The organism is Calidifontibacillus erzurumensis (genome assembly GCF_013303125.1).
In the GTDB taxonomy this organism is placed as follows: Bacteria; Bacillota; Bacilli; order Bacillales; family Bacillaceae_J; genus Calidifontibacillus; species Calidifontibacillus erzurumensis.
This window is the reverse complement of the sequence record NZ_JABTTE010000003.1, coordinates 33,656-50,368: the sequence shown is the minus strand read 5'-3', so window position 1 is coordinate 50,368 and position 16,713 is coordinate 33,656. Positions and strand designations below refer to the sequence as shown.

General features: G+C 34.9%; 16 protein-coding genes. 12 read left to right on the top strand and 4 right to left on the bottom strand.

Translation table 11 applies throughout. The features are described from left to right. The first annotated feature begins 24 nt into the window (after positions 1-24). From HR057_RS03525 to HR057_RS03505, 5 genes are all read left to right on the top strand, one after another. Entirely contained in the window at positions 25-1,608 is a 1,584-nt protein-coding gene (locus HR057_RS03525) for a response regulator (RefSeq protein ID WP_173730042.1), read from the top strand. Positions 1,609-1,861: 253 nt separating this feature from the next. Continuing rightward, complete coding sequence (pxpB, locus tag HR057_RS03520) at positions 1,862-2,572, top strand: 5-oxoprolinase subunit PxpB (protein WP_173730041.1); 711 nt, start codon at positions 1,862-1,864, stop codon at positions 2,570-2,572. Next, positions 2,569-3,579, top strand: coding sequence for a 5-oxoprolinase subunit C family protein (locus tag HR057_RS03515; RefSeq protein ID WP_173730040.1), 1,011 nt, complete (start codon positions 2,569-2,571; stop codon positions 3,577-3,579). The genes pxpB and HR057_RS03515 overlap by 4 nt, the downstream gene beginning before the upstream one ends. 1 nt (position 3,580) lies before the next feature. Beyond that, positions 3,581-4,348 carry a LamB/YcsF family protein gene (locus HR057_RS03510; RefSeq protein WP_173730039.1) on the top strand — a complete coding sequence of 256 codons (768 nt, stop codon included), beginning with the start codon at positions 3,581-3,583 and terminating at the stop codon, positions 4,346-4,348. 201 nt (positions 4,349-4,549) lie between these two features. After that, a complete protein-coding gene (locus HR057_RS03505; RefSeq protein WP_173730038.1) occupies positions 4,550-5,341 on the top strand; it encodes a putative hydro-lyase in 792 nt (263 codons plus the stop codon). Between the two features lie 168 nt (positions 5,342-5,509). Here the strand turns inward: HR057_RS03505 and HR057_RS03500 are convergent, their stop codons facing one another. Together HR057_RS03500 and HR057_RS03495 are read right to left on the bottom strand one after the other, a co-directional pair. Then, positions 5,510-5,758 carry a hypothetical protein gene (locus HR057_RS03500; RefSeq protein WP_230474343.1) on the bottom strand — a complete coding sequence of 83 codons (249 nt, stop codon included), beginning with the start codon at positions 5,756-5,758 and terminating at the stop codon, positions 5,510-5,512. 114 nt (positions 5,759-5,872) lie between these two features. Continuing rightward, on the bottom strand, positions 5,873-7,222 hold the full coding sequence (locus tag HR057_RS03495; protein ID WP_173730037.1) for a D-serine ammonia-lyase: 1,350 nt from the start codon (positions 7,220-7,222) through the stop codon (positions 5,873-5,875). Positions 7,223-7,515: 293 nt separating this feature from the next. Between HR057_RS03495 and htpG the strand changes: the two genes are divergently transcribed. From htpG to thiW, 3 genes are all read left to right on the top strand, one after another. Continuing rightward, complete coding sequence (gene htpG / locus HR057_RS03490) at positions 7,516-9,393, top strand: molecular chaperone HtpG (RefSeq protein ID WP_173730036.1); 1,878 nt, start codon at positions 7,516-7,518, stop codon at positions 9,391-9,393. A gap of 349 nt (positions 9,394-9,742) precedes the next feature. After that, on the top strand, positions 9,743-10,576 hold the full coding sequence (gene thiM, locus HR057_RS03485) for a hydroxyethylthiazole kinase (RefSeq protein WP_173730035.1): 834 nt from the start codon (positions 9,743-9,745) through the stop codon (positions 10,574-10,576). Further along, on the top strand, positions 10,561-11,067 hold the full coding sequence (gene thiW / locus HR057_RS03480; RefSeq protein WP_173730034.1) for an energy coupling factor transporter S component ThiW: 507 nt from the start codon (positions 10,561-10,563) through the stop codon (positions 11,065-11,067). Before thiM ends, thiW begins: the two co-directional genes overlap by 16 nt. 113 nt (positions 11,068-11,180) lie before the next feature. Here the strand turns inward: thiW and HR057_RS03475 are convergent, their stop codons facing one another. Beyond that, the gene (locus tag HR057_RS03475) at positions 11,181-11,720 is read right to left on the bottom strand and encodes a helix-turn-helix domain-containing protein (protein ID WP_173730033.1); all 540 of its coding nucleotides are present in this window, start codon (positions 11,718-11,720) and stop codon (positions 11,181-11,183) included. A gap of 185 nt (positions 11,721-11,905) precedes the next feature. Between HR057_RS03475 and HR057_RS03470 the strand changes: the two genes are divergently transcribed. Together HR057_RS03470 and HR057_RS03465 are read left to right on the top strand one after the other, a co-directional pair. Further along, positions 11,906-12,691 (top strand): dioxygenase family protein, encoded by a 786-nt coding sequence (locus HR057_RS03470; RefSeq protein WP_173730032.1) that lies wholly within the window; start codon positions 11,906-11,908, stop codon positions 12,689-12,691. Positions 12,692-12,751: 60 nt separating this feature from the next. Further along, positions 12,752-13,171 carry a DoxX family protein gene (locus tag HR057_RS03465; RefSeq protein ID WP_173730031.1) on the top strand — a complete coding sequence of 140 codons (420 nt, stop codon included), beginning with the start codon at positions 12,752-12,754 and terminating at the stop codon, positions 13,169-13,171. A 310-nt stretch (positions 13,172-13,481) separates the two neighbouring features. Here HR057_RS03465 and HR057_RS03460 read toward each other — a convergent pair whose 3' ends face one another. Continuing rightward, a complete protein-coding gene (locus tag HR057_RS03460) occupies positions 13,482-14,360 on the bottom strand; it encodes a LysR family transcriptional regulator (protein WP_173730030.1) in 879 nt (292 codons plus the stop codon). Positions 14,361-14,435: 75 nt separating this feature from the next. Here HR057_RS03460 and HR057_RS03455 point away from each other — a divergent pair, with 75 nt between their 5' ends. Together HR057_RS03455 and HR057_RS03450 are read left to right on the top strand one after the other, a co-directional pair. Then, the gene (locus tag HR057_RS03455) at positions 14,436-15,338 is read left to right on the top strand and encodes a DUF4392 domain-containing protein (protein ID WP_173730029.1); all 903 of its coding nucleotides are present in this window, start codon (positions 14,436-14,438) and stop codon (positions 15,336-15,338) included. Positions 15,339-15,467: 129 nt separating this feature from the next. Then, on the top strand, positions 15,468-16,697 hold the full coding sequence (locus tag HR057_RS03450) for a DUF438 domain-containing protein (RefSeq protein WP_173730028.1): 1,230 nt from the start codon (positions 15,468-15,470) through the stop codon (positions 16,695-16,697). Positions 16,698-16,713: the final 16 nt, after the last annotated feature.

Here is a 16,713-nt window from a genome sequence, read left to right as displayed (position 1 = left end):
TTGATGGAAATAGGGGTTTTTTTGATGGACAAGAAAAAGAAGGTTAATATTTTACTAGTTGATGATCGCCCTGAAAACCTATTAACGTTGGAAGCTGTTCTAGCATCACCAAATTACAATTTGGTGAAGGCAAATAGCGGTGAGGAAGCACTGAAACACGTGTTAATTAATGACTTTGCTGTCATATTATTAGATGTACAAATGCCTGGATTAAATGGTTTTGATACAGCAAAGCTTATTCATCAGCGGAAAAATTCTAGTCATATTCCTATCATATTTATTACAGCGATAAGCCAAAGAACGGAAAATGTCCATCAGGGCTATGCTGCAGGGGCGATCGATTATATTTTTAAACCATTTAATCCAGAAATCCTAAAAAGCAAAGTAGCGGCATTTGTAAAGCTTTATGAATATCAACAACAAATCATTGAACAAAAACAATTATTGAAAAAACGTTCAATGGAGCTAGAAAGTGTTAATGCAAAGTTAGAGAAGATGGAAAAAAAATTATTGCAGCACAATATTAATTTAGAAAAGCTTGTTAGAGAAAAAACTGAAGAGCTTCTTTTGGCAAACAAGGATTTACGCCAGTCACAAGAACGGTTTAAGAAAATTTTTGCAGCTAGTCCAAGTTTAATAGCCATTCGCTCTCTTGTTGATGGACGTTATATTGATGTCAACGAAAGTTGGTTGGAAAATACAGGTTATCAATATGAAGAAATAATTGGCCGTCAAGATGAAGTATTAAATTTAACGGCTGAAAATCCTAATGCAAATAAAAGTTCTGATTTAGATTTACAAAAATCGCTTCGTAATGAACGGGTTCGCTATTTTACGCGGACCGGGGAGGAACGGATCGGTCTATTATCAACGGAAAAAGCAGAAATTCAAGGGGAACAATGCATCATTGCAGTCATCACAGATATTACGGAAAGAGAACAGCTTGAAAGAGAAATTACGCGATTAGATCGGTTAAATTTAATCGGAGAAATGGCAGCGGGTATCGCTCATGAAGTAAGAAATCCAATGACTACAGTAAGCGGATTTTTGCAATTGGCAAAATCGAAAAAAGACATTCATCTTGAATATATTGATTTAATGTTAACAGAATTAAATCGCGCTAATGAAATTATTAAAGAGTTTTTGACATTGGCAAAAAATAAAAAAGCAGACCGTAAACTCCAAGATTTAAATAAAATTATTGAAGCTTTATATCCTTTAATCCAAGCAGAAGCCGTCTTAACGAATAAAAACGTAATACTAGAATTAAACGAATGTCAGCCATTATACTTGGACGAAAAAGAAATCAGACAATTAATATTAAACATTGCTTTAAATGGTCTTGAAGCTATGACATCGGGCGGTCGTTTAACGATTAAAACATATGATAAAAAGGACTACGTTTATCTCGACATTCAGGATGAAGGTTGTGGAATCGATCGAGAAACACTAGAAAAAATTGGTACACCATTTTTTACAACGAAAGATACTGGCACTGGTTTAGGCCTTGCAGTATGTTATAGTGTTGCAGCACGTCACAACGCTGAAATTTCGATTGATACTGGCAAAAATGGAACAACTTTTTCAATTCGATTTCAAGTGAATTAATTAATAATTTACCTTAGGCGAGTCTATATATTAGATCGCCTTTTACTTTTTTGTTTAATTTTTTAAACGTAACCCAAATGATCCGGCCTCTTTGACTCCTTCGAAAATCCTCGGATTATGGTTAAAGCCGGATTTTATACCATTAATCAGCAAATCTCTTAAAATCTATTTTAATCTTTTCAATATTGGAAAAATTATATTATAATAACAAATAATATAAGTTTACGTTTTAATTGATAAAAGGGTGAACCGAATGAACTATCATTTATATCCAATGGGAGATCAAGCAATAACAATTGAGTTGGGGAAGGAGATTGCACCGGAAACTCACTACAAAATAAAAATGATTACCTCATATTTAGATGACCATCCACCAAAATGGATGATCGAATATATTCCAGCTTTTACTACAGTGACAATCTTTTATGATCCCTACGAAGTTTATCAAAAAAGCAATTATAAACTTTTACCTTTTGAATATATTTGTCATGAACTTAAAAGTATTTTATCGAAACTCACTCAATCAAAACCAATTGAATCCCGCATTGTTGAAATTCCTGTATGTTACGGGGGAGAATATGGACCAGACCTTGAACTAGTCGCTGAATTAAATGGGCTAACACCTGATGAAGTGATTCAAATTCATTCCTCTGGTGATTATTTAGTCTATATGATTGGGTTTGCCCCGGGATTTCCTTATATTGGTGGAATGTCTGAAAAAATTGCTGCCCCCAGGAGAAAATCTCCCCGCTTGGCAATTCCTGAACGCAGTGTTGGTATTGCTGGCAAGCAAACGGGCATTTATCCGATCAAAACCCCTGGCGGTTGGCAACTGATTGGTAGAACGCCATTAAGGTTATTTAGACCGGAAATGGAGGAACCGAGCTTACTAAAAGCTGGGGATAAAATTCGATTTATACCCATTAGCCCGAAACAATATGCTGAATTGGAGGAGCAGCAATGATATCAGTTATAAAACCCGGTTTACTAACGACGATTCAGGATTTAGGTCGTTCTGGCTATCAAAAGTTTGGTGTGGTTGCCAGCGGAGTTATGGATCCACTTGCCCATCGTATTGCAAATTTATTAGTAGGAAATGATGAAAACGCAGCAACGATGGAAATCACTTTGCTTGGACCAACATTATTATTTCATAAAGATGCTCTTATTGCCATTTGTGGCGCTGATCTTTCTCCAACGATTAACGGAAAGCCGATTCGCTTATGGAGAACCGTTTTTGTCAAAAGCGGCAGTATGTTGAAGTTTGGAAGAGCAGTTAAAGGATGTAGAGCTTATCTTTCTGTTGCGGGTGGATTTTTAGTCCCAACCGTTATGAATAGTAAGTCTACCTATTTACGATCAAAAATTGGTGGATTTTTTGGACGAGCTTTTCAAGCTGGCGATAAAATACCATTTGGCAGTCCAAGTAAACGATCTCAAAAAATGATCACTTTTTTAATGGAACGGATAACAGATGATTTTATTGAAAACAAATGGACGATTAGCTTAGATTTAATATCTTATCAAAATAATAGTAAAAAGATTCGTATTCTACGTGGAAGGCACTGTGATTTATTCACGGAAGAAAGCAAAGAAATTTTTTTTAAGGAATGCTTTGAAGTAACACCACAATCAGATCGAATGGGTTATCGCCTCAATGGCCCAAAATTGGTTCTGTCCAACTATACAGAAATAATTTCAGAAGCTGTTACTTTTGGAACTATTCAAGTACCAGCTGATGGTAATCCAATCATTTTGATGGCTGATCGGCAAACAACAGGTGGCTATCCGATAATTGGTCAAGTTATTACAGTAGATCTACCTTTATTAGCACAAGCAAAACCAGGAGATTGCTTGCATTTTGAAGAAATTTCCCTTGAAGAAGCCCATGTATTGTATTTGAATAGAGAAAGAAAAGTGAGGATTATGAAACAAGGAATTGCTTTTAAATTTAATGAAGGTGGGGATTAACATGTATGTTGATTTAAACTGTGACATGGGGGAAAGTTTTGGTACATATAGACTTGGTAATGATGAAAAAATTTTAGATTTTGTAACTAGTGCCAATATTGCATGCGGGTTCCATGCAGGCGATCCTTCTACAATGCGAAAAACTGTAAAACTTGCACTTGAGAAAAATGTAGGAATAGGCGTTCATCCCGGTTTACAAGATTTAGCGGGATTTGGCAGAAGGGAAATGAAAATTTCTGCACAAGAAGCTTATGATATCGTCATTTATCAAATTGGTGCATTATCGGCTTTCGTTAAATCTGAAGGAGGGAACATTCAACATGTAAAACCTCATGGTGCCCTCTATAATATGGCAGCAAAAGATGCTTCTTTAGCTGATGCTATAGCAGAAGCGATATACAAAGTTGATCCAGAAATGATTTTGTTTGGATTAGCTGGCTCAGAATTAGTAAAGGCAGGGAAAAAAATCGGATTACGAACAGCGAGCGAAGTTTTTTCTGACCGTACTTACCATCAAGATGGTTCTTTAACATCAAGAAGAGAAACCAATGCCCTCATTAAAGATCATGAAATGGCAGTCAAACAAGTGATACGTATGGTGAAAGAGGGAAAAGTCCGATCTCTTCAAGGTGTGGACGTCTCAATTCAAGCAGACACAGTTTGTATTCATGGCGACGGAGATCAAGCGCTAGAATTTGCAAAATATATTAAAACGGCATTGAATGAAGCTGGTATTACAGTAAAGAAAATAGGCGATTTTTTATCTTGATTGATTAAAAAGGAAAAAAGGACTTGGCATTTTTTATGGATTGCTTAATTGAGAATGCAGTATGCTTTAATAAAAGTAAATTGGAAGCGGTGAAAAACAAGTTGATACAAAAAGAAAATCGATTTTTTTTCAGTTAGAAATGTTAAGGTAGTCCTGTTTATTTGAAGTTCCAAGATGAATAATATTGGAGGTAAATAAAATATGACTTCTGCTGCACATTGGAGTCCAGCCGAGGCTCGACAAAGAATTCGAAAAAATGAATGGTTAAAACCTACATCTGGGGTTTCCAATGGCTTTGTCCAGGCAAATTTAGCCGTTTTACCGAAAGAACTTGCATTTGACTTTTTACTTTTTTGTCAACGAAATCCGAAACCTTGTCCGCTTATTGATGTTATCGAAGCAGGATCATCTGTTCCTAAACTTGCAGCACCTGAAGCTAATATAAAAACTGATATACCAAAGTACCGGATTTACCGTCATGGTAAACTCGTTGAAGAAACGACAGATGTGGTTGATATTTGGGACGATAACATGGTCGGGTTTTTGATCGGGTGCAGCTTTACATTTGAAGAAGCTCTAATAAAAAATGGAATCCCAATTCGCCATATAGAAGAAAATTGTAATGTGCCGATGTATAAAACAAATATTCCATGTGTGAAAGCTGGCGTTTTTGAAGGTCCTATGGTTGTAAGTATGCGTCCGATGACAGAAAAAGATGCCATTCGAGCAGTACAAGTTACAAGCCGCTTTCCATCCGTTCATGGAGCGCCTGTTCATTTAGGAAATCCCGGTACGATTGGTATTAAAGATATCAATCAACCTGATTTCGGTGACCCTGTTACAATCCATGATGGAGAGATTCCTGTGTTCTGGGCATGCGGCGTAACTCCACAAGCGGTAGCAATGGAAGTAAAACCTGAAATCATGATTACTCATGCGCCTGGACATATGTTCATTACTGATTTAAAAATTGAACATTTTTCTACCATGTAAGGGACATTTTGTTAAGGAAATTTTACCTTTCTGAAATATACAAAAAATTTATTTGTTAAATTATACTAACCAATACAATAAAAAAGAGTGCCATTCAGAAGTCAACCTACGACTGTCTGGATGGCAATAAATAATCACCCGCATTAGCAAATATTTTTTAACTATAGTTTACCAAACATATGGTTTTATACCAGGATACCCATAAGGACCGATCCAAGGCTTAAATCCAGGATAAAAAGGAGGATATGGACCGTAGAATGGGAAACAGCAGTAAGGGCGGTTTGCTATTTGTGCACCTAAATATCCGATTCCTAATCCAAGGAGACCTGCAGTTAATGGTATCAATGCAGGTACAAACCGCTCATCATGATATGTTCGATAAGCCGGTACCATCGTTCCATAATAACCATAATACATTTTGTTTTCTCCCTTCTAGACTAAGGTAGGAAACCTGTCTATATGCATCATATGGTTAAAAATTTGAAATGAGTGGACGACAGCCCGATTTTGAAATTGAAAAAAAGAATATTTTTATTCTTTTGCTGAGAGTCCTTTTTGATAATATTCTTTCATTACTGCTTCAGGAACCATGCTTCCACCTGTGGCCCATATGATATGTGTTCCTTTCTTTATTTTTTCCATCAATTGATCCTTCAGTAAATAACCGGAATCATTTCTGCACAAAAGAACTGGACCGATCATTCCTGCTAGTGCAGAGGGTTCTAGAAAAATCCCTTCTGTATCAGCTAGTCTCTTTAAAAGCTTATATAATTGATTATCGCTTACTGTAAAGATACCACTGATGAATGGTTCCATTGTTCTAGCCACAACCCCCGATGGGCGTCCAACAGCAAGGCCATCTGCATCAGTTAAATTGTCGAGCCCCACATCTTGGACTGAAATGTTTTCATAGAGTCCAGTCATTAAACCGAGCAACATGCAAGGAGAGTGTGTTGGTTCAGCGAAAAAACAATGAACCTGATCTTTAAAGATTAATTTTAAACCAAAGGCAACCCCTCCCGGCCCTCCGCCGACACCGCATGGAAGGTATACAAATAAAGGATGCTCTTCATCAACCGGTATTTGCAACTTTTCTAATTGCTTTTTTAAGCGGGAGGCTGCAACAGCATATCCTAAAAATAGGTCGCGGGAGTTCTCATCGTCAATGAAGTAGCAGTAAGGATCTTGTTCAGCCTGAATTCGCCCGCTCTCAACAGCTTTACTATAATCAGCTTCATACTCAATAACATGGACTCCTTTGCTTCGAAGCAAGTCTTTTTTCCATTGTTTAGCGTCATGTGACATGTGTACAGTTACATGAAAACCTAACTTTGCTGCAATGATGCCAATACTAAGTCCTAAATTTCCGGTCGAACCAACAGCAATTGAATATTTTGAGAAAAATGATTGGAATTGCTCGCTATTAAAAATCGAATAGTCATCTTCAAAAGACAACAAATTGTGCTCGAGGGCTAATTTTTCGGCAAATTTAAGAACTTCATAAATTCCTCCTCTAGCTTTTATTGATCCCGAGATTGGCAAGTGACTATCACATTTTAATAACACTTCACCCAAAATCGTTTGCCTATAGTCATTTTCTAAAGATTGCTTCATAGCAGGAATTTTCACTAACGGAGATTCAATGATTCCATTCGTTTTTATAGTTTCCGGGAAGGCTTTCGCGATGTACGGTGCAAAGCGCTGCAACCTTTCTTCTGCATCTTTTACATCCAGTTCAGACAGGCTTGTTTTCTTAATTGCAGTTTGAAACGGTTGAATAGCAGGATTAACCCAAAATACTTCTTCCATAGCTACAACCTTGTTAAACAAAGGGTATCGATTTTTCCATAATTGGATTAAGCTATCATTAAACGTTTTCATTTGTTCAACTCCCTAATTTTTTATGTATTGGTTTCTTAATTAATAATTTACTATATTTCAGTGAATGAGATTGATACAAAAACAATCATGTTGGTAAAGAAACTAGTAAAAACCACTAATAATATTTTTGTTCATAATTGTAAGTTCAAGAACATGTTTGTTTATTATTGACATGGTAGGATCCCGTGTGATATTAAAAATAATGTTAGCACTCGACTTTCCGGAGTGCTAACAACAAATTAGTTTTTGAATATGATTGCTTAATTATAAATTTCAGGAGAGGAGAGATCATTTTGTCTAAAATTGAATTTAAAGCGGAATCAAAAAGGTTATTGGAAATGATGATCAACTCCATTTATACGCACCGTGAAGTTTTTTTAAGAGAATTAATTTCCAATGCCAGTGATGCGATTGACAAAATATATTATAAAGCATTAACAGATGAATCATTAACATTTAATAAAGACGATTATTACATAAAAGTAATTCCTGACAAACAAAACCGTTTGTTGAAAATTATTGATACCGGTATTGGGATGACAAAAGAAGAATTGGAGCAGAATCTTGGCACTATTGCAAAAAGTGGTTCTTTGGCATTTAAAAATGAAACTGATTTAAAAGACGGATTTGAAATTATAGGTCAATTTGGTGTTGGTTTTTATTCTGCATTTATGGTTGCCGATGTTGTGACAGTGAAAAGTAAAGCGTTGGGCAGCGATGAAGCATATAAGTGGGAATCAGAAGGTGCCGATGGTTTCACAATTGAACCTTGTGAAAAAGATACAGTCGGAACAGAAATTATTTTGAAAATAAAGGAAAACACAGAAGAAGAAAACTTTGATGAGTATTTGGACGAATACCGTTTAAAAACTATTATCAAAAAATATTCTGATTTTATTCGTTATCCAATCAAAATGGACGTAACAGAAAGAAGATTGAAAGAAGGAACCGATAACGAATACGAGACTTATACAGTTGAAAAAGTTATTAACAGCATGGTGCCTATATGGCGTAAGAACAAGAATGAGCTAACTCAAGAAGACTATGAGAATTTTTACTCTGAAAAGCATTATGGTTTTGATAAGCCAATCAAATATATTCATATAAGCATTGATGGTGCTGTCCGTTATAATGCAATTTTATACATTCCAGAGAAAATTCCATTTGACTACTATACAAAAGAATTCGAAAAAGGACTCGAGCTGTATTCAAATGGTGTCTTAATTATGAGCAAATGCCCTGATTTGCTTCCAGATTATTTTAGCTTTGTAAAAGGTCTAGTCGATTCCGAAGACTTATCTCTTAACATCTCTCGCGAAATGCTTCAGCATGACCGTCAGTTAAAATTAATTGCAAAAAATATTAATAAGAAAATTAAGAGCGAATTAGTTAATTTATTGAAAAATGATCGTGAAAAATATGAAAAATTTTACGAGTCTTTTGGCAGACAGTTAAAATACGGTGTGTATAGCGATTTTGGGATGAATAAAGAAGTATTACAAGATTTACTCCTATTCTATTCTTCAAAAGAGAAAAAGCTCGTGACATTAGATGAATATGTTTCTAGAATGCCTGAAGACCAAAAATATATTTACTATGCAGCAGGAGAATCAATTGAAAGGTTAGAAAAATTACCTCAAACAGAGTTGGTTGCTGAAAGAGGCTATGAAATTTTATATTTCACTGATGAAATTGATGAATTTGCAATCAAAATGATGATGTCTTATAAAGATAAAGAATTTAAGTCAGTTTCCAGTGGAGATTTAGGAATTGAAGCTGATGAAAATGAAAAAGATATTCGTAGTGAAGAAGAAAATAAAGAGTTGTTTGATTTTATGAAAAATATTTTGAAGGACAAAGTAAAAGATGTTAGAATTTCCAAACGGTTAAAAACTCATCCGGTTTGCTTGTCTAGCGAAGGACAAGTTTCTATCGAAATGGAAAAAGTACTAAGCATGATGCCAAACAATCAAGGGATTAAGGCTGATAAGATTTTAGAAATCAACGTCCACCATGATGTGTTCAAGACGTTAAAAGCTGCATTTGAACAAGACAAAGATAAAGCAACTTTATTTACAAATCTTTTGTATAATCAAGCCCTTTTAATCGAAGGTTTGCCAATCCAAGATCCAGTCGCCTTTACAAACGATATTTGTAAGCTTATGGTATAGCTGTTGCATTCCATTTTGATTCTGTAGTATGATGAAAAAGAGTGCTTATGTTTCTAGTAAGATTGCTAAACAAAAGGTGAACATACCGGTGTAGAAAAGTAATAATTTTTACTTTCTATGGCTGTTTAGCTAGGTCTAATTTGTCAGGCCTAGCTTTTTAATTTAGATTTTTAAACAAATTGATTTTAAAGTATTCTTTCTGTATTTGAACTAAAAGTTGCTTTAAAACATTTGTTTTTAATAGTTGCAATTATTCCAATGAAGTTCATAATAGTAAAAATACGTTAATATAGACTAGATGCGTTTAATTTTTTGATGCAAACTGAAAAACTATTAACGGGAGATACATATGAATCAAAAGAAAATGATCTCATTAGTTAATAAAATTAGAGAAACTAAACCATTAATTCATAATATAACAAACATCGTTGTCGCTAATTTTACAGCAAATGGATTATTGGCACTAGGCGCTAAACCAGTAATGGCATCAGCACCAGAGGAAGTAAATGAAATAACTGAGATATCGGATGCACTTGTCTTAAATTTAGGTACATTTAACAAAGTTTATTTAGAATCGATGAAAATTGCAGGTAAAGCTGCTAATAACAAAGGGATTCCAATTGTGCTAGATCCTGTCGGTGTTGGAGCAAGTTGCTTCCGCACGAATAGTGCCCAGGAGCTTTTACAATATTTACATATTCAATTTATTCGAGGAAATGCTGCTGAAGTTGCAAATCTTATAGGACATAAGTGGGAAATCAAAGGAGTAGAGACAGGAAATACTGATGGCGATATCGTTAGCCTAGCTATTTTAGCAGCTCAGAAACTTAAAACGACGGTTATCATAACAGGTAAAAATGATATTATTACTGATGGAAACGTTGTTTTTCAAGTTCAAAATGGCCATCCACTTTTGACAAAAGTCACTGGAGCAGGATGTTTATTATCTGCCATTGTAGGAGCTTTTGCAGCAGTGGAGAAAGAACCTCTTGAAGCTGCTGTATCCGCTCTTGTCTTTTACGGGGTTGCCGCAGAGATGGCTGCCGTTAAAACAGCTGCTCTAGGACCGGGCAGTTTTCAAATTGAATTAATTAACCAACTTGCAAATCTCACGGGAGAACAAATGGACCAATATAGTTTAGTTTTAAGACGAGAGGGGGATTTATCGTGGGTAAAACAATGAAAATGACGATTACAGCTATGCTTATTGCCATCGGCACATTGACGAGTCATTTATTTTACATCCCACTAGGTTTTGCGAAAATTTTTCCAATGCAGCATTTTATAAATGTCTTATCGGCAGTATTACTAGGTCCTGCCTATGCCGTTATGCAAGCATTTTCTGTTTCTTTGATAAGAAATATGATGGGTACTGGGTCATTGTTTGCCTTTCCAGGGAGCATGATTGGCGCTTTTTTAGCAGCATATTTATACAAAAAGTCAAAAAAACTAATGTTTGCCTTTATAGGTGAAACTGTTGGAACAGGAATTTTAGGAGCAATTGTTTGTTATCCAATCGCAACGCTTTTATTAGGACAGCAAGTTGCATTATTCGGTTTTATCCCATCTTTCCTAGCAAGTTCCTTAGGGGGCGCTTTAGCAGGACTAATGATTTTAAGTATTGTTCTTAAAAATACAGCGATTAAATCAGTACTAAATAATACATCGAAATAGTTGAGGAGCTGTTTAGGAATTTCCTATCCTATTTCAAAGCAATAATTAAATTTAGAAAGGGACGTTTTATAGTTGAAATACAACTATGAACCGTCCCTTTTTTTCTTGTATTTTTACATTCCACTGTTTTCACCTTGCTCGGAATAAACTGCAATCAAAACAACTGCTTTTTCTTCCCCTATGTTTTTGACAAAATGCGGTACACATGCATTCCAGCTAAATGAGTCACCTTCTTCAACAATATATGAGTCTTCCCCTTGTTCTGCCAGAACTCTTCCTTCTAACACTAGATGGCATTCGATCCCTTCATGTGCATTTGGCTCACCGATTGAAGCCCCAGGAGGTAATTCTGCTATCATCAATCGAAGTCCATCTTTTGAGGCAATATGTTCTATTTTTAACTGGTTATGGGTGGAATAAGTACGCTCATCCTTCCTTACTACCCGCATGTGTTGTTCTTTTTTTAACAATAAATAAGGTAAGGGAACCCCTAAAAATTCAGCAATTGTTTCTAACGTGCTGATAGAAGGGGAAGTGTTATTATTTTCAACATTGCTTATAAAGCCTTTTGAAAGGCCAGTGGCTTCACACATTTCTGCAATTGTGATTTTTTTTCGGTTTCTAATCGCACGAATTTTTGACCCAATATCCATCTAAACACCACCAAATGTTTTCTAATATAAAACTTAATTCTATATTAACAAAAAATTCGTTGACAATCTATTGCAATCTTGTTATCTTATAGGAAACAAATATTTTTATTTATAAACATACAAGCTAAATAAAATTCAATATAATTTGTACAGAATTTTTTTATTAATTAAAGGAGGGATCAATTATGATACCATCATTATTTATTGCCCATGGATCACCAACACTCGCAATTGAAAATAATGAGTATACACAGTTTTTGAATCAACTTGGTAAAAACTTACCAAAACCAAACGGAATTGTAATATTTTCAGCACATTGGCTTTCATCTATACAAAAAGTAAGCAATGTCGAAAAGTTTGAAACCATTTATGATTTTGGCGGGTTTCCTGAAGAAATGTACCAAATCGTTTATCCTGCAACTGGTAATAGGAAACTTACTATCGAAATTGTTGACTTACTTAAAGAGAATGGAATTGCTTTTCGAACTGATGAAACGCGCGGATTAGACCATGGAGCTTGGGTTGTGTTGCGTCTACTTTACCCTAAGGCAGATATTCCAGTTATATCAATGTCTGTAAACCCTCAATTGACACCGGAAGAACAATATAAAGTCGGAGCAGCCTTATCCTCATTAAGAGAAAAAGATATTTTAATTATTGCAAGCGGCGGTACCGTACACAATTTGAGAAAGTTAAAATGGCATGATCCATTTGGTAAAGAGGACCAATGGGCTGTTGATTTTGACAATTGGATTGGTGACTCTTTAAAGATTTGGGATCTCGATTCTCTATTTCAATATGAAACATTAGCACCTTATGCTGAAATGGCAGTCCCACCATTCGGGAACGAACATTTTATCCCAATTTTTTATGCAATGGGTGCAGCTGATCAAGAGAAAAAAGCAACACTACTATATCGAAGCTATCAATATGGAAACCTAAGTCATAGTGTATGGCAATTTGGATCATAATTGCCAAACGATAATAATAAATACTTATTAGAAGAAAGATGGATTTGGAGGTATGCAAAAATGAATAAATATGAAGTTGGAACATTGTTGTTACGAGTATTTTTAGGATTTACTTTCTTTATGCATGGACTAGCCAAATTTCAAGTTGGAATTGAAAATATTGCTGGATGGTTTACTAGTATTGGATTACCAAGCTTTTTAGCTTATGTTGTTAGTTTTATTGAACTTGCAGGGGGAATTGCTTTAATTCTTGGACTTGGTACGAGAATTGTATCAGCACTTCTTGCATTAATTATGATTGGTGCAACATTTAAAGTGAAACTTGCTGCCGGTTTCTTAGGTAATGGTCAAGGAGCTGGTTATGAATTAGATTTAGCTCTCTTGGTAATGGCTATATTTATTTTAATAAACGGAAGTAAATTATATGCACTTGATCAAATCTTCTTTAAATCCCAAAATCAAAATAGTAAAGCTGCATAACAGAAAATAGAATAATGAAATAAAAGCCCTAAAAAAAGCAAGTGATGGAAAAGGTTTTGATTCATCACTTGCTTTTTAATTTTCATCTATTTTGATTTGTATCAACATTTTATCTTTGAAAAAATTTTTTCTGCATCTACTTGTTGCAAGGATTCACCGAATTTTAAACAGAAAATAAGATTTATTATTTTCCTATCTGATTTAGTTTAAATCACATGACTTTTTATTATAAATAATTTTTATATGTATATTAAAAATACCAATTAGCTGGATTGAAATAAGGATGCTATATTTAATACATCTTCTTTTTTTAAATAAAAGCATTACCTCCATTCATAAAAAAGGAAAGGAACGGACTTCGATCTTCTCCTTTTAAATATATAAGTCTGATATCACGGGCGAGTGGCGGTTTATCTTTGATAGGAATCTGAAACAGATGTTTTTCCTTTACTTCATTTTGAGCGCAAGATTTAGGAAGAAAGCTAATGCCGATGCCGGCCATGACCATTTTTTTTGCGGTCTCCATGCTATCAACTTCCAAGATCACATTTGGATTAAGATGCATTGTTTCAAATAAACTATAAATCATGAAATAGTCGAGCGATCCGTGTTCGAAAAATATGAGCGGTTCACGATATACATCATGAAGGCGCACATTTTCTTGCTTTATTAATGGATGTCCTGGATAAACAAAAAGCTCAATAGGATCTGCATGAAAAAGAAATGAATCGATATTCGGATGGGTAACAGTACGAACGATACCGAATTCTACTTCTTTATTAAGAACTTTTTCAAGCACTTCACTAGAATGGCCAGTAAAAATTCGCATAGAAACATCTGAAAACTGCTTTTGAAACTGAACAAGGATGTTTGGAAGCAAATGTGTCGATACAGATGGAACGCATGCAAAAGTAAGTTCTCTTTTCACAATTGGCGTCTTTTGTAAATGAATTTTTGCTTCCTGATATGTTTGTAAAATTTTTTGGGCATAGGGCAGAAACTGCTTGCCTTTATCAGATAAAGTCAGTTGCTTACCATCCCTGTTAAATAATTGGGCGCCTAATTCTCGCTCTAATGTTTGAATTCTAGCTGTGACCGTCGGCTGTGTCAGATATAGTGCTTCTGCTGCCCGATTAACACTGCCAAAGAGAAAAACATAAACAAAAGCTTCTATATTATTAATGTTCATGCCAAACCTCCAATTTATTACATATCAAACACTATTATTTCAAAAACAGGTGCTAAATTAAAGAAGGTGATTGAATTGACGAAAATTTTTCGTGATATAGAAAAAATAATAAAAGAAGATGCAGGAAATAGAAACATTCTTCCTTTTGCAAAACAAAATGTCTTACAAGATGCGGCAAAATCACTTTTAACAGCTAAAGAAGTTGTCATTGTTAGCGGGTTTTATATTGAAACTATGAAAACTGGAGAAACGGATGGCCCATTAGGGGCTGCATTTTTAGGGAAAGCCCTCGAAAACCTAGGATGTAAAGTTACGTTTATGACTAGTCCTTTTAATGAAAAGATTCTTAAAGCTGCAATCAATGCTTTACAATTAAATGGAGAACTTTTAACTGTAAAAGCCGGGGACGAAATAAATATTTTCCCAGCAATTTTATCCAACCAAGCACTCACTCATTTAATTGCCATTGAACAAATGGGTATGGCTCTTGATGGAAACTATTACAACATGGCAGGCCAAAAAATATCTTATCCAATTGCCCGCTTTGATGCATTATTTCTTCAAGGCCGCGAGAAAGGAATCAAAACGATTGGCATAGGGGATGGTGGAAATGAACTTGGCATGGGAAACTTATTTGCTCAACTAGTTTCTAATATCGAAAAAAAATGGATTGCCAATATCACTCCCGTAGACTTTCTTATTACTGCAGGTGTTTCAAATTGGGGAGCATATGGGCTAAATGCTGCTTTGTCACTACTTACTGGACAATTAGTTCTTCATCATCCAAATGATGAAAACCTGCTTTTAAAAGTCATATTAAAGGCAGGTGCTGTTGACGGGAAAACTAAAAAAAGAGAAATGTCTGTCGATGGACTGCCCCTTAAGAAGCATATTGAAATCGTTGAAAAACTTCATAAAGTTATAAAGAGTCAATACTACAATGATGCTACTAACGCCAAGGACAGTGCAATAAATTAATTAAAAATATCTTAATTCAATTCACCATAGTGACCTCAATCACAACCAGAAACTTATATAAATGTTACATTACTACTATGAGAAATGTTCTCACTGTTATTAGGTGAATAACTGAAAAGGAGACAGGCTATGAGTGAATTGATCAACAACCGTGAACATAAGACGACTGAATATAATAATGAACGTTTGGAAAAACTAAAAGAAATCTTTGACGATTTGCAAAGTGGAAAAAATATTGAAGATGTAAAAGCAAAATTTTCGAAAGAAATTGGTAAAGTCACTGTGGAGGAAATGTCAAAACTTCAACATGACTTTTCACAAAAAAACGGAATGTCTCTTGATGATGTGAAACGTATTTATTCGCTCCATACCGAAATTTTAAAAGGGTCGGTAGAAGAAATTGAACTTCCGAAAAATCCTGAGGATGAACCTGGACATCCCGTTCATACATTCAAACTTGAAAATCGTGCAATTGAAAGGCTGTTAGAAGAAATGTCAAAACATTTAGCTCACTTTGCAGAAGACGACTCAGAAGAAAATGTGTATAAACTATTGGAAGATTGTAATCTATTGTTGGATATTGATAAACATTACAGTCGCAAAGAAAATTTAATTTTTCCATATTTAGAAAGGTACGGTATTTACGGTCCGAGTACAAATATGTGGCGCATTGATGATTTTATTCGTGACGCCATTAAAGAAACTAGAAAAAAATTAATGGAATACAATGGCGATAAAAGTGCAGTCATCCATGCAATCAATTATTGTATTAAAGAAGTCAATGATATGATTTACCGGGAAGAAAACATTCTCTTTCCAATGTGTTTAATGAATTTTACAGAAGATGAGTGGGTGAAAATTGCCCATGAGAGTGATGAAATAGGCTTTTGTTTAACAGAACCAGCGGCTGAATGGAAGCCAGAACGAAATACGATTGATGAAAAAACAATTTCTGATGGTTATATTAAAATGGAAACAGGTATTTTATCTTTAAAACAGCTTGAATTAATGTTAAATCACTTGCCTATTGATATTACTTTTATTGATAAAGATGATGTTGTTCGCTACTTCTCTCATGGAAAAGAACGGATCTTTGTGCGGACAAAAGCTGTTATTGGGCGCACTGTACAAAATTGCCATCCTCCAAGAAGTGTGCATGTTGTAGAAGAACTATTAGCAGACTTCAAATCCGGCAAAAAAGACTCAGAAGATTTTTGGATTAAATTCCGTGATAAATATGTCTATATCCGTTATTTTGCAGTACGTGATGAAAACGGAGAATATGTCGGTACCTTAGAATTCACACAAAACATTGAACCGATACAAGCGATTACAGGTGAAAAGCGAATCTTGTCATAATAGTTGTGTTTCTTAT